This is a genomic window from Actinomyces sp. oral taxon 170 str. F0386, assembly GCF_000195595.1.
Classification (GTDB): Bacteria; Actinomycetota; Actinomycetes; order Actinomycetales; family Actinomycetaceae; genus Actinomyces.
Genome location: NZ_GL882573.1, coordinates 166,983 through 180,735, shown reverse-complemented (window position 1 = coordinate 180,735; position 13,753 = coordinate 166,983). Strand labels below are relative to the sequence as shown.

13 protein-coding genes are annotated in these 13,753 nt (G+C 68.8%); 7 read left to right on the top strand and 6 right to left on the bottom strand.

Annotated elements, in window-relative coordinates; translation table 11 throughout:
* Positions 1 to 15: 15 nt before the first annotated feature.
* Both HMPREF9056_RS12330 and HMPREF9056_RS12325 read right to left on the bottom strand, forming a co-directional pair.
* A complete protein-coding gene (locus HMPREF9056_RS12330; protein ID WP_009747076.1) occupies positions 16 to 948 on the bottom strand; it encodes a DMT family transporter in 933 nt (310 codons plus the stop codon).
* Between the two features lie 98 nt (positions 949 to 1,046).
* Entirely contained in the window at positions 1,047 to 1,853 is an 807-nt protein-coding gene (locus HMPREF9056_RS12325) for an isoprenyl transferase (RefSeq protein ID WP_009747075.1), read from the bottom strand.
* Between the two features lie 357 nt (positions 1,854 to 2,210).
* On the opposite strand from HMPREF9056_RS12325, the gene HMPREF9056_RS12320 reads away from it, so the two are divergent.
* The 5 genes from HMPREF9056_RS12320 to HMPREF9056_RS12300 all read left to right on the top strand — a co-directional run bounded on the left by HMPREF9056_RS12320 (position 2,211) and on the right by HMPREF9056_RS12300 (position 6,465).
* The gene (locus HMPREF9056_RS12320) at positions 2,211 to 2,927 is read left to right on the top strand and encodes a hemolysin III family protein (protein ID WP_034514545.1); all 717 of its coding nucleotides are present in this window, start codon (positions 2,211 to 2,213) and stop codon (positions 2,925 to 2,927) included.
* 302 nt (positions 2,928 to 3,229) lie between these two features.
* On the top strand, positions 3,230 to 3,715 hold the full coding sequence (locus HMPREF9056_RS12315) for a transcription elongation factor GreA (RefSeq protein ID WP_009747072.1): 486 nt from the start codon (positions 3,230 to 3,232) through the stop codon (positions 3,713 to 3,715).
* 143 nt (positions 3,716 to 3,858) lie between these two features.
* Positions 3,859 to 4,329 (top strand): hypothetical protein, encoded by a 471-nt coding sequence (locus HMPREF9056_RS12310; RefSeq protein WP_034514544.1) that lies wholly within the window; start codon positions 3,859 to 3,861, stop codon positions 4,327 to 4,329.
* Between the two features lie 369 nt (positions 4,330 to 4,698).
* The gene (gene msrA, locus HMPREF9056_RS12305; protein ID WP_009747069.1) at positions 4,699 to 5,415 is read left to right on the top strand and encodes a peptide-methionine (S)-S-oxide reductase MsrA; all 717 of its coding nucleotides are present in this window, start codon (positions 4,699 to 4,701) and stop codon (positions 5,413 to 5,415) included.
* Between the two features lie 318 nt (positions 5,416 to 5,733).
* The gene (locus tag HMPREF9056_RS12300) at positions 5,734 to 6,465 is read left to right on the top strand and encodes a hypothetical protein (RefSeq protein ID WP_009747068.1); all 732 of its coding nucleotides are present in this window, start codon (positions 5,734 to 5,736) and stop codon (positions 6,463 to 6,465) included.
* Between the two features lie 101 nt (positions 6,466 to 6,566).
* Here HMPREF9056_RS12300 and HMPREF9056_RS12295 read toward each other — a convergent pair whose 3' ends face one another.
* The 4 genes from HMPREF9056_RS12295 to HMPREF9056_RS12280 form a co-directional block, all read right to left on the bottom strand.
* Complete coding sequence (locus tag HMPREF9056_RS12295) at positions 6,567 to 8,462, bottom strand: ABC-ATPase domain-containing protein (protein WP_009747067.1); 1,896 nt, start codon at positions 8,460 to 8,462, stop codon at positions 6,567 to 6,569.
* 134 nt (positions 8,463 to 8,596) lie between these two features.
* Entirely contained in the window at positions 8,597 to 9,151 is a 555-nt protein-coding gene (locus HMPREF9056_RS12290) for an NADPH-dependent FMN reductase (RefSeq protein ID WP_009747066.1), read from the bottom strand.
* 219 nt (positions 9,152 to 9,370) lie between these two features.
* Complete coding sequence (ilvA, locus tag HMPREF9056_RS12285) at positions 9,371 to 10,936, bottom strand: threonine ammonia-lyase, biosynthetic (RefSeq protein WP_172635271.1); 1,566 nt, start codon at positions 10,934 to 10,936, stop codon at positions 9,371 to 9,373.
* A gap of 34 nt (positions 10,937 to 10,970) precedes the next feature.
* Positions 10,971 to 11,870: a LysR family transcriptional regulator gene (locus tag HMPREF9056_RS12280; RefSeq protein WP_009747064.1), complete on the bottom strand. Its 900-nt coding sequence runs from the start codon at positions 11,868 to 11,870 to the stop codon at positions 10,971 to 10,973.
* A 79-nt stretch (positions 11,871 to 11,949) separates the two neighbouring features.
* On the opposite strand from HMPREF9056_RS12280, the gene HMPREF9056_RS12275 reads away from it, so the two are divergent.
* Positions 11,950 to 12,999 (top strand): aldo/keto reductase, encoded by a 1,050-nt coding sequence (locus HMPREF9056_RS12275; RefSeq protein ID WP_009747063.1) that lies wholly within the window; start codon positions 11,950 to 11,952, stop codon positions 12,997 to 12,999.
* 175 nt (positions 13,000 to 13,174) lie between these two features.
* On the top strand, positions 13,175 to 13,708 hold the full coding sequence (locus HMPREF9056_RS12270; protein ID WP_009747062.1) for a DUF4242 domain-containing protein: 534 nt from the start codon (positions 13,175 to 13,177) through the stop codon (positions 13,706 to 13,708).
* The last annotated feature ends 45 nt before the right edge of the window (positions 13,709 to 13,753 follow it).

Here is a 13,753-nt window from a genome sequence, read left to right as displayed (position 1 = left end):
GCATCCCTTCTCTTCTCAGCGGCGCCGCGGGCGCGGCGGGCGGCCGTCCACGCTGGCCAGGGCCACGGCCACCGACACCAGCACGAGCCCAGTGACCTCCCAGACGCCTGGCAACTGGCCCAGCACCGCCACTCCCACCAGCATCGACGTCGCCGGCATGAGCGAGGACAGGAGCGCGAAGGTATCCGTCCCGAGCCGTTTGAGCACCACTTGATCGAGCCCGTAGGGCACCGCGGTCGACAGCAGCCCGACTCCCAGCGCCATCGCCGTCGACCTTACCGACATCAGGGCATCGGCAGCCGTGCCGACGGCGAAGGGACCATAGACGAGCGCGCCGAACACCATGCCCACGGCGAGCGAGTCGATCCCGGCCCCGGCCGAGGCCACACGACGCCCCAGAAGGATGTAGCCGGCCCAGGCCGCACCGGCCGCCAGCGCAAGCACGACCCCCGTCCTCTGGCCCGGCTCACCCAGGTCAACGCCGAGCCCGGAGATGGACACGACTCCCAGGAGCGCCAGCACCGCGGCGCAGCGCGGCCGCCACCCGCGCCCCGTGATGGCGGCGACGGCGACCGGCCCGAGGAACTCCAGGGAGACGACCGTCCCCAGCGGTAGCAGTGAGATCGCCGCATAGAAGATGACGTTCATGGTGGCCGTGGCCGTCCCGAAGGTCGCGGCCAGCACCAGCACCTTGCGCGTCCAGCTCCGGCGCCAGGGACGTCGGAGAGCCATGAGCACGGTGGCGCCCACCACCAGGCGCCACCAGGCCACCGTCGTCGAGGGCATGAGCGAGAACAGGGAGACGGCCAGGCCCGCACCGAGGTACTGGGAGAGGGCGGAAACGACGAAGATCGGCGGCGCCGGGACCCTTCCCACCACCGCACTGCCCGCGCCACTCACGCCTGTGCTGTTGCTCAGGTCGCGGGACGGGCGGGAATCACCGTTCATCACTCCCGTATTGTCACCCGCCCTGCTGCGGCTCCCTCACGCGCCGCCCCTCCGCGGTTCTGCCGCGGCGCACCCGGCGCGGACGGCGGCCGGCCCGGCTACCTGCCCAGACGGCGTTCCCGGCTGGCAAAGTCACGCAGCGCCCGAAGGAAGTCCACGCGTCGGAAGGCCGGCCAGTTGACCTCGCAGAAGTAGTACTCGGAATGCACCGACTGCCACAGCAGGAACCCGGAGAGCCGCTGCTCACCCGAGGTGCGGATGACCAGGTCGGGGTCGGGCTGGCCCTTGGTGTAAAGGTGGTCGGTGATGTCCTCCTCGCTGAGCGAGGCGGCTACCTCCTCCAGGCTCGCCCCGGCGGCGGCCCGCTCGCGCAGGAGCTCGCGCACGGCGTCGGCGATCTCCTGGCGCCCCCCGTAGCCGACGGCGATGTTCACCTGCATGCGCCGATCCTCGCCGGCAACCTTCCCGGCGCCCTCGCCCGCCTCGGCGGCCTCGGGCCTGGACTTCGCGACGGCGGCGCGCAGACGCTCGGCCAGTGGCTCGGGCAGGAGGTCGACGGCGCCCACGAGCCGCAGGCTCCAGCGGCCGGTCTCGGCGAGCTCGTCAACGGCGTGGGCGATGATGTCCAGCAGCGGCGAGAGCTCGGCAGGGTCGCGGGAGAGGTTGTCGGTGCTCAGCAACCACAGGGTGACGACCTCCACCCCCGTCTGCTCAGCCCATCCGAGGAACTCCTCGATCTTGTCCGCGCCGCGCTTGTGCCCCTGGGCGGCCCCGAACCCCATGGACTTGGCCCAGCGTCGGTTGCCGTCGAGGATGACACCCACGTGGTGGGGCACCGTGGCCGGGTCGATGCGCGCAGCCAGCCGGCGCTCATAGATGTCGTAGAGGAGGTTGTTGCCTGCCATGCCGTTTCCTCGGGGTTCCTCGGTGGGCTTGTGGGGACGGGGACCCGACGGCGCGGGGCCACCTCCAACGGTATCGCGCAGCGTCCCTCCCGCGCTGAGCCAGACGGCTAACAGCCGGGTCAGATCCAGCCGTCAGGTTCACCCAGGGTTACCAGGGCACAACAGGGGTATGTCGGGACGTTCGACCGCATCGGCCTACGCAGCGGCGGCCGAGGATCCGGCCGGAGAAGGGAACCGTGGCGCCCGCGTCACATCCCCGCCCATACGGCTACCACCACAACCTACGCTCACGTAACCTACGGACTCGTAAGGTCCAGAACGCCCCCACGTCGACCCGCGCCACACAGAAGGACGCCCATGTCATCGACATCGTCACCGACGCCGCCGACACCGGCTCCGCGCCGCACCGCGTCCGCATCCGCCAAGGAGGTCATCGCCGCCGTCAAGCCGAGGCTGCGAGGCTGGATCCACGCCGGCACGGCGCCACTGGCCCTAGCCGCCTGCATCGTGCTGACCGTCCTGGCACCGGGGACGGGTCTGACGTGGGCCTGCGCCATCTACCTGACCTGCTCGCTGCTGCTGTTCGCCAACTCCGGCGTCTACCACATCGGTACCGGGCACTGGTCTGCGAAGGTGGCGGCCACGCTGCGGCGGATCGACCACGCGAACATCTACCTGCTCATCGCCGGCACCTACACCCCTCTGTCGGCGGCACTTCTGCCGACGCGCACAGCCACCCTGGTGCTGGGCATCGTGTGGGTCGGCGCCGCGATCGGCACGGCCACGAACCTGTTGTGGATGAGTGCGCCGCGCTGGTTCACCACCGCGCTCTACATCATCCTGGGCTGGGTGGCGGTCTGGTTCCTGCCACAGTTCTGGCGAACCGGCGGCCCGGCGATCGTATGGCTGTTGGTGGCAGGCGGCGTGATCTACACACTGGGCGCAGTCGTCTACGCCCGCAAGACGCCCGACCCCTCACCGCGCTGGTTCGGCTTCCACGAGATCTTCCACGTATGCACCGTGGCCGCATGGGTCTGCCAGTGCGTGGCCTGCTTCCTGGCGGTGCTGCAGTAGGCGGACCGTCAGGTCGCGGCGCACCGCCACGCCATCGGGTCGATTATTTTTCCTACCGGCTTTCCTGATAGTTGCGCTCGACGTCGATTGGGCAGGTCAGCGCCGTTTCATCCACCTCACGTCGCGATCACAGACCCTCAACATTTCAACACCTCTCGCCAACTATTCAGTGTTCCTCCAGACAGCGGCGTAGACTCGCCCTCCAAACCCGGTTGGCCCCATGAGGAGCCGCCGGGTGTCGTCGTCGCAAGGTGGCCCAGCCGGCTGCCGAGCGACCAGCACCAGTCATCCAAGGAGGACCCATGTCCGAGCAGTCACAGGGCACCTGGCTCACACAGGAGGCCTACGACCGCCTGTCCGCCGAGCTCGAGCACCGCAAGACGACCGAGCGCAAGGAGATCGCCCAGCGCGTTGAAGCGGCCCGCCAGGAGGGTGACCTGCGGGAGAACGCCGGCTATCACGCGGCCCGCGAGGAGGCGGGGCTCAATGAGGCGCGCATCATCCAGCTCGAGGAGACCCTGGAGAACGCCCAGATCGGCGAGGCGGCCGACGACGGCTCGATCTCGGCCGGCACGATCGTCACCGCGAAGGTGGCCGGCAAGGAGCAGGTCTTCGCCCTGGGCGGCCAGGAGATCACCGAGGACGTGCCCGACGGAGTCAAGGTCTTCTCCCCCGACGCCCCACTGGGTCAGGCCCTTATGGGGCACCGCGCCGGCGACACCGTCGCCTACGAGGCCCCCACCGGCCGGGAGATCCAGGCCCAGATCGTCAAGGTCGAGCGGGTCTGAATCTCTTTCCGTCGAGCCGGGCATTTCTCGCGCAGCCCCACCGAATTTCCGTTGGGCACCGCGAGAAATGCCCGGCTCAGATCCTAAGGTGCCCAAGAAAACAACCAACCCCTGAGATGGTGAGATGGCGCGAGGAGAGTCCCATGGGTTATGCAATGTATTTCTACAGGTTCAGCGATGGACGCAGCATCGGGGGCGACAAACAGGGGCTGTGGAACTTTCTTGAGCGCCGAGGGCTAAGCCTTCAGCGCAGCACACACTCCAGCGACACCACGCACCTGACGAACGCCGACGGGTCGGTACTATTGTTCGACGATGGCTACCCACGAGATCTCATCCTCTCCGACCCCTCCATTCACGACTCGGAGCTGAGCGCCTTCATTGCACACGCCCACCTCAGCGATGACGAGTGCGAACTGCTCTACGACCTGTGCGTCTCGACGAACTTCCTCCTCGTTCACGTGGATGCGCCCCTGCTATTCGTCGTCCCGGACGGGAATCACCGGATCGACCAACTGCCGCAAGAGGTGAGGGATGACGCAGACCAAGGTGAGATTGAGATTGTTGTGGCCCACAGCTGGCAGGAGATGCAAGCCGCATTAATGTACGCATAGACGCGTATTCCGTAGAAACGAGGACCCCAACCACGGACGAGACGTATCCACCCATGGGCTTCTCTCTTTATCTGTACAAGATCGACGGAGACCGGCTCGTCGAGCCCGATCACGACGGCCTGAAGGCGTTCTGCAGCAGGACATCGTCGCCGTCAACAGCGGAGAGGAGCTTCAGGCGCTACTCACCGGCAGGTTCCAGAGCTTCCTCGACTGGCGCGAGCGAGCCTTCACCCAGCTGGGACTGAGCAGTTCCGGGCCGGAGCCCTCACCGAGCGCCTGACTGACACCCGCCACACCTCCGCCCCAGCCGCTCCTCGCGGTCAGTGAAGCGCGGGCGGGAATGGGGGCCGGGCGCAGTACCGTGTCCTCATGTTCAACGTCCTTCGTCACTCGCTCAGCAGATCGGCGCCGGCCGGCCACGAGACGCCGGTCCTGCCCGCCCCCGGAGACCACCCGGTGCTGGGGACGCCCCTGGACGGACCGTGGCCAGAGGGTAGCCGGGTCATCTATCTGGCCGCCGGCTGCTTCTGGGGCGTGGAGCGGATCCTGTGGCGCCAGGACGGCGTCGTCTCGACGTCGGTCGGCTACATGGGCGGTCAGACGCCCAATCCCACATACCAGGAAGTGTGCACCGGGGCGACCGGTCACGCTGAGACGGTGCGCGTCGTCTACGATCCAGCCGTCTGCGGTGAGGGTGGGGAGACCCTGCTGCGGGCCTTCTGGGAGAACCACGACTCCACGCACCTGAACCGTCACGGCAACGACGTCGGCACCCAGTACCGCTCGGCGGTGTGGACAACGACGCCCGCCCAACGCGAAGCGGCCGTGCGGATCCGCGAGGCCTTCCAGGGCGAGCTGACCCGCCTGGGCCTGGGCAGCTGCGTGACCACCATTGAGGACGCGGAGGACGCGCCGGCTCAGTTCGGCGGCCCCTACTACCTGGCTGAGGACTACCACCAGGCCTACCTGCACAAGAACCCGAACGGCTACTGCAACCACGGCCCCAACGGGGTGACCTGCCCGGTCGGCATCACGGACCTGCCCGCCCAGACCGACGTCCTGGCGCCCGAAGACGCGCCGTCCTGACGAGGCTGCCGCAGCCAGGCCCCAGGGACACCGGCTCAGTGCGTCTCCGGTGGGGAGAGGCATCCACATCGGGCTGGGTGAGACTGCGCCGAACCAGATCACGCAGTCACGGATGGAGCGCCTCAGGCTGCTCGCTTTACCTGGCCATGTCGCTTCCGGCACCCATCTATGCCGTTCCAGACTTTGAACCGTAAACCACCAGGGTTCTCACACGTTGTCTTGAGACGCTGTCTCCCAGCTGCCGACTAATACTCCCAGCCTTGAGTGCCTGCGGCAGCCTGACTTGTTTCCCTGCGCACTACAGGAGGCTCAACCCCGATGAGCAGCCGGCAGACGAGCACCCAGTCCCCGAACCAGACGCCGGAGGGGACGGAGCCGCAGACCCACTGGTCCGAGGACGCGGACTTCCAGTGGCGTGCCGCGACCGAGCTGCTCATCGCCCTGGGGGTACCGCGCTCCACGGCCCGCCTCACCAGCGACCTGCGCGCCTCTGTCGCGCACCTGGAAGAGGTCGACGCCCGCTTGCCCCGCGACGGCAAGCCCCTTCCTGAGGCCGACCGTCTCACCCGCAACAACGCCGTCGACGACGTCGCCCGGACCATCCTGCCGCTGGCGTACGCCACTCTGGAGCGGATCCGGGCCGAGGAGCTGCGCACCGAGGTTGTCGGCGTCGACTATGACGCCCTGTGCGACGCCGTCGAGCAGCTCGAGGCCACCTACCGCGCCGGCTGGTGGCGCGCGGCCGAGCGGGAGGGCGCCGACTTCTTCCTGCGCGAGGTCGAGGCTCTCGACCGCCTCAACGTGCCCCCGGTGCGGGCCACCTGGCGCGACGCCGGCAGGATCGTCAGCGTCCTGCGCAAGATGCCCGACTCGACGCTACGTCGCGTGGCCCGCACGAGCAGCCCCATGGCGCTGCGCTTCATGGTGCTGTTCAGTCTCCAGGCCGGCTACCGTGACGGCCTGTTCGACAAGACCATCTCGATCCCCCGCCTCATCCACACCCGCACCAGCGAGTACCGCAACATGTACCGGACCAGCTCAGCCGCCTAGCGCGCAAACCATTCGCTCACTCACCAACAAAAACTTCAGAGATGACCCAGACCCCACTGGGTCATCTGTGAAGACTTGGTCGAAGTGCGGGAGGCCGGCCGTCAGTCCTCGTCGGGTCGACCGGCCAGCTCGAGCTTGCGGTAGCGGCTGACGGCCGCGCCGACGTCGACCATGCGGGGGCGCACGAGGAAGGCTGGGCGCTCATCGGTCAGAGCGTCCAGGCCCTCGTCGTCGAGCAGGGCCTCCAGGTCGTCCAAGCACTCGCGCAGCGGGGAGACCCCGTCGAAGCGCTGCTCCAGCAGGGCGCGCAGGGCGTAGGCGACGGCCTCGGCCTGCCCGGGATCGGTGACGCCGCCGACGTCGGAGATGTCGACGTCCTCCCGGTCCAGGACGAGAGTGGAGGTGCCGTGGGCGCGGGTGCGCACGGGGCCCCGGCGGGTGCGCGGCGGGGCAGGTTCAGGGACGCGTTGCCTGGGAGTGGCGAAGTCCTCCAGCTCGGTGAGCGGCCGAGGCTGGTCGGCCACGATCCGGTGGGCCTGCTCGGTGGCGTCGCGCAGGTGGTAGGCGTCCATGAGCAGAACCCGGTCGGCCACGTCCAGGTAGTCCCCGGAGCCGCCCATGACCATGACCGTGGAGACGCCCCGCTGGCGGAACAGTGCAGTGATGCGGTCCACCAGTGGCGTGATGGGCTCGCGGTCGGCAGCCACCAGCTCGCGCATGCGCGAGTCGCGGATGAGCAGGTTCGTGGCGGAGGTGTCCTCATCCAGCAGCAGCACGGTGGAGCCGGCCTCGACGGCCTCAATGATGGAGGCGGCCTGGGAGGTGGATCCCGAGGCGTTGCGGGTGGTGAAGGAGGCGGTGTCGCGTCCGGCCGGCAGGTGGGAGATGAAGGGAGTGAGGTCGACGCCGGTCACGGCGCGCCCGTCGGCGGCCCGCACCTTGACGGCGTCGGGGACCGTGGCCACGAGCTCGCGCCCGTCCCCGGGCATGTGGGGGTAGACACCCCGCTCGATGGCGCTCAGTAGCGTGGACTTGCCGTGGTAGCCGCCTCCGACGATGACGTTGACACCTGCGCCGACGACGGTGCCGCGCACCGTCCCGGCGTGCGGGAGCTCCACCGTGGCGGCCATGGAGTCGGGGGCCTCAAGGGCGACGCCGCCGGTCAGGGGCTCGTCGCTCACCCCGGAGCGGCGCGGTAGGACGGAGCCGTCGGCGAGGAAGGACACCCAGCCATTGACGGCCACCGCCGCGGTCAGGGCCCGATGGTCCTCGAGGGTGGCGATATGGCGCACAAGCCGGTCGCCCCGCTCGCCCGTGAGATCCATGGCCTCCTCCAGCTCACGCACGAGGTCGCGCCCCACGATCCGGGAGGCCTCGTGGCCCTGGATGGAGCGACCCTGGGCGGGCAGGGCCAGGCGGGCACGGATCTCCAGGACCCAGCCGGGCCTCTCTCCGGTCTCATCCGGGCGCACGATGATGCTGGAGCGCTGAAGAATCTCCTGTCCCGGGGAGGCGATCGACAGCGCCGTGCCGCGGAATCCGGCGTGCAGCTCGCGGGTGAGGAAGTCGCCCACGGCCAGGCGCCGGTCGACGTCGGCCAGCAGGTCGGCCTCGTCGAGCAACTCCAGGCCGTGCAGGTCCGTGGGCACGTCCACGTGGATGCGCGTGGGCGGGGCGTAGGGGTCGGACTGGACGCGGTCGATGTGGAGAAACCAGCCGGCTGGGGCCCGGTAGCGTCCGACGATCGCCTTGTAGGCGGCGTACGAGCGCCCATCCAGGGCGTGGAGGTGGCCGACGAGGTCGGCCAGGAGGCCATCGCGGGGCTCGTCGTCGTAGACGCGGCGCGAGCGACCTCGCTCGCCATCCCGGTGGCTGCGGTCGCCGCCGCGGCCGCGGTAGCCACGGTCACCGCCACCCGAGCCACCCCGGTAACCGCGGTCGCCGCGTCCGCCTCTGTCATCCCGGTGGGAACCGCCCCGCTCGCTGCGTTCAGTCATGGTGGAACCCTACCCATCCACCTGGCCGCACCCTCGCAGCAGCAACACAAACGATGTCGCCGTCGGCGGCACCCATGGGTGCCGCCGACGGCGACATGAGGGAGCGAGCCCTCCGGCTCAGCCGGATTCGAGCCTCAGCGCAGGGAGGCCAGGGCGTCGGAGTGGGCGACGACGTCGCGCACCATGGCCGGAACCTCCGGGTCGTGGAAGGAGGCCGGCGAGAACGCGCCCTCGGCGAAGTCGGTGTTGAGCGACAGGAACACGTTGGAGGCCACGACAGTGGCGCCCATGCCCTGGAGGATCTGCTGGAGGTGGCTGACGGCGCGGATACCGACGCTGTAGGAGTAGCCGACCACACCCACGCCCTTGTTGGCCACGGCGCCGGGCTGGAGGAAGTCGATGGCGTTCTTCAGCGCGCCGGGGATGGAGAAGTTGTACTCGGGGGTGACGAAGATCAGCGCGTCGAAGGACTTCAGGGCCGCGTCGAAGGCGGCGCCGGCCGGGTCGCTGGGGACGGCCATGCGCGGGGGGATCTCCTCGGAGAACAGGGGCAGGTTGAAGGAGGCGATGTCGACGAGCTCGGCGTCGACGCCCTCGATCTCGTTGGCCTGGTCGACCACCCACTGGGCGATGGCGCCACCCACACGGTTGGGGCGGACGGAACCGACGACGACGGCGAGACGGGTCATAATATTTCTCCTGGTCAAGATAGGCCGGGTCGGGCCGGCGTCAGGCGGAGGCCGCCCTGCGCAACCGCGGTGCGCCCGACCGCGACAAATGATTCGTCAATAACCCTATGGGGGTTCTGACAGAAACAGCGACCCCCTATTGCATGACACCTGCCACAACGAGTCCCCAACATCCTCACCTCCTCGGTCAGGACGCCGAGGCCGCGGAATTGTCACGGCTCAGCGGGCCAGGAAGAAGCGGAAGGCCGGGTCGGCGGTCTCCTCGTTGTAGGAGTAGCCGAGACGGTCCATGTGCTCGGTCAGCTCGACGTCGTCGGGACCGGCCGCGAAGGCGCACAGGATGCGGCCGTAGTCGGCGCCGTCGGTGCGGTAGTGGAACAAAGTGATGTTCCAACGGGTGCCCAGCACCTCCAGGAAGTGGGCCAGCGCCCCGGGCGACTCGGGGAAGAGGAAGGAGAAGAGGCGCTCGGGCACGCCCGGGGTGGCACGCCCGCCGATCATGGAGCGCACGTGGACCTTGGCGAGCTCGTCGTCGGTGAGGTCGACGACGTCGTAGCCGGCCTCCTCCAGGTCCGCCACGATCTCGGCGCGCTCCTGACGCCGGGCGATGCGCACGCCCACGAAGATGCGGGCGGGGTCGGTCTCGGTGCGGGCCGCGGAGAGGCGGTAGTTGAACTCGGTGACCGAGCGGGCTCCCAGGACCGAGGCGAAGCGCAGGAAGGAGCCCTGCTCCTCGGGGATGGTGACCCCGAGGATGGCCTCACGCTGCTCACCGATCTCGCTGCGCTCGGAGATGTAGCGCAGCTGGTAGAAGTTGAGGTTGGCGCCGGACAGGACGAAGGCGAGGCGCTCGCCGGCCAGGTGGTGCTCGGCGACGTAGCGCTTGAGGCCCGCCAGGGCCAGGGCCCCGGAGGGCTCGGAGATGGCGCGCACGTCGTCGAAGACGTCTCGCACGGCGGCGGAGGTCTCGTCGGAGGAGACGGTGACGACGTCGTCGAGCAGGGCCCGGCACATGCGGAAGGTCTCCTCACCGATGCGGCGCACGGCCACTCCTTCGGCGAACAGGCCCACATGGTGCAGGGTGATGGGCTCGCCGCCCAGGAGGGCGGCCTTGAGGCAGGCCGACTCCTCGTGCTCGACGCCGATGACCTTGATGCCGGGCATGAGCTGCTTGATGAGGACGGCGACGCCGGCCGCCAGGCCCCCTCCGCCCACGGGCACGAAGACGCGGTCGAGGTGGGCGTCCTGCTGGATGAGCTCCAGGCCGATGGTGCCCTGACCGGCGATGACGCGGGGGTCGTCGAAGGGGGCGATGTAGGAGTGGCCCTCGACCTCGGCCAGGCGGGTGGCCTCGGCCTTGGCGGCGTCGAAGTTGTCCCCGTGGAGGCGGACCTCGCCGCCCAGGGCGCGAACGGCGTCGACCTTGATCTGGGGGGTGACGGTGGGCATGACGATGATGGCGCTCATCCCCAGCAGGGCGGCGGAGCGGGCCACGCCCTGGGCGTGGTTGCCGGCCGAGGCGGTGACGACTCCGCGCTCGCGCTCGGCCGGGCTCAGGGAGCGCATGGCGTTGTAGGCGCCGCGGATCTTGAAGGAGTGGACCGACTGGAGGTCCTCGCGCTTGACCTCGACGGTGTTGCCCAGGCGGGCCGACAGGGTCGGCATCTCCTGCAGGGGCGTGTGCTCGGCCGCCTCGTAGACGGGGGCCTTGAGGATCTCCCGCAGGTAGCGGGCGCTGTCCCAGGCCGGGGTTCCGTTGCTGTTGACGCTGTCGAGCTCATTCACGAGTGACAGCGTAACGGGCGCACGACCGTCAACTTCAAGCCGGCGGCGGCGCACCTGCCGTACGCGAGGCAGAACGCGCAGCTGTCAGCTCATCGACGAATCGGGCGATGGGCGGGGCCGCGTCCGACGCCGATATCGCGGCGATCGGCGGATGCGGAGGAAGCCCCGGGATGCAGTGGACCTGAACGTCCGGCCCCTCCTTGTCCACGGCCGACTGCGCGATCAGCGCGCACCCCAGGCCGGCCGCCACCATCTCACGGATACTGGCCGGGCTGTGCGTCTCAAACTCCACCCGCGGCACAGCATCGATCGCACTGAATGCTGTGTTCAGCAAACGTCGCAGTCCGCTGTCCGAGGACAGGCACACGAACGGTTCGTCCACCACATCGGCCAATGAGCCCACCCGCCGAGCAGTCGATAGCGGGGTGATGAGGACCAGCCGTTCGTCCGCGATCTCGGTACGACGAGATCCTTCCTGCTCCCACTGCTCCCCTACAGGACCGACGACGACGTCGACCCGTCCTCGATGGAGCTCTTCGAGCAGGTCGGCGATGAGACCGGTGCGCAGCGACACCGTGACTCCCGGATACCTCAGCCGGAACCGACCGATCGTACTCACGAGGTCGAACCCGCCCAGGAGCGACGTCGCAGCCACTCTGACGTGCCCGACGGACACGGACCGGAAGGCGCGCATGGCCCGCTCCCCCTCATCAAGACTCGCCAGGGCTCGACGCACGTATGGCAGGAAGGACTCCCCGGCGGCGCTGAGGGACACCGGTCGAGCGCGGTGCAGCAGCGTCACTCCCAGCTCCAGCTCCAACCGCTTGATGTGGGCGGAGACGACCGGCTGAGCCAGGTGGAGGTCGGCAGCCGCCCTGGTGAACCCACCGCACCGCACGATCGCCTCGAATGACCGCAGATATCGCAGTTCCACCTCACCATATTAAATCGATATGGGATGCATGTGAACTCAGTCTTGGACGTATAGAAGTCGAGATACCTACCGTTCAGGTATGACATTCATCGAATCCGCAGACACCACGATCCACCATCTGGGCGCCCTGGAAACCTCCGCCCTGGGGCTCGGCTGCATGGGCCTGTCCCAGGGGTACGGTCCAGCCGACGACGGGGAGTCCCTGTCCGCCATCCATGCAGCCCTCGACTCCGGCATCACGATGCTCGACACCGCCATGAGCTACGGGCAGGGCCACAATGAGGAGATCGTCGGCCGAGCCGTCTCCACCAGCGGCATCGCACGCGACAGTCTTCAGATCGCCACGAAGCTCGGCATCGTCCGGCGCGAGGGCGGGGTCCAGCTGGATGCTCATCCCAGCCGCATCGCCTCCTACTGCGACGCATCGTTGCGCCGGCTGGGACTGGAGACCATCGACCTGTACTACCTGCACCGCGTGGACCCGCAGGTTCCGATCGAGGAGTCCATCGCAGCCATGGCTGACCTGGTCGCTCAAGGCAAGGTCCGTCATCTCGGGGTGTCAGAGGTGACGCCCGAGGAGCTCAGGCGCGCCCACGCCGTTCACCCCATCGCAGCAGTGCAGATGGAGTGGTCGCTCATGTGGCGCGAGCCGGAGCTCAGTATCGTGCCCGCCGCCCGGGACCTCGGAGTCGGCCTGGTGCCGTACAGCCCTCTGGGCCGCGGGCTGCTCAGCGGGCGAATCGATGCCGGCACCGTCGCCGACAGCCCCTTCCGGGCGAACGACCCCAGGTTCAACGGCGATCATCTCAGTGCCAACCTGAGTCAGGTTGCGGCGCTCACTCACCTCGCAAGGTCCTGGGACATGACAACGGCCCAGGTCGCCCTCGCGTGGCTGCTGTCCCAGGGCGACGACGTCGTTCCCATCCCCGGAACGCGTAGAGCGGACCGGGTGAGGGAGAACGCCTCAGCCATGTCCTGCCGGCTCACAGCGGAGGAGCTGGAGATGCTGAGCTCGGCCGTTCCAGCCGGCGCGTGGAAAGGAGACCGCAGGTCCTTCGCCGTCCCCGTCACGGCTCGGTCGACACCTCACCGGGGCGAGAGACAAGCGAGAGATACGGACGCACGGTGACTACTCGCGCATCGTCCCTCGACCCGAGACGGCGCTGAGTGGCGACGCGTCCGCACGCGGTGCTCTCCCCGCGGTGTGTCCACGAAGCGAGCACGCCCTTGGTTCACCGGAGCCAGCGGGAATAATTCGGACGGACCGCAAGGTTGGTACGCACACCCTACGGAAAGGAGCCGCCATGTCGCTCCAGCTCTTCGAGCTCGTCCCCGCCACTCCGTCACGTGAGGCCGCCCAGGCCCTCATCGCCCAGGTCTCTCAGGCCGTTGAGGCCGCCGGCGCCTCCGTCCTGGAGTCGCAGGTCACCGCCAGCCACGAACGCATCTTCACCATCGTCGAGCTCGCCTCCGACGACGTCGACGGCCTGACCGCCGCTGTCCGGGGCGCCGCCTCCGACGCCGAGGTCACCGGTCCCGACGAGGTCCGCCTCGTGGGTGCCGAGCTGGAGGACGTGCGCGCCCTGGCCCGCAAGGCCGACTACCTCGTGGAGTGGGACATCCCCGAGGAGGTCTCCATGGAGACCTACCTGGCGCGCAAGAAGGCAAACTCCCCCAAGTACGCCCAGGTGCCGGAGGTGAGCTTCCTGCGCACCTACGTGCGTGAGGACACGGTCAAGTGCCTGTGCTTCTACGACGCCCCCGACGAGGACGCCGTGGTGCGCGCCCGCGAGGCCGTCTCCACCCCGATCGACCGCCTCCACGCCCTGGAGGGCTGAGACCCCGGTCCACCGATGAGGCGGGCGCCGACCCATAGCGCGGTC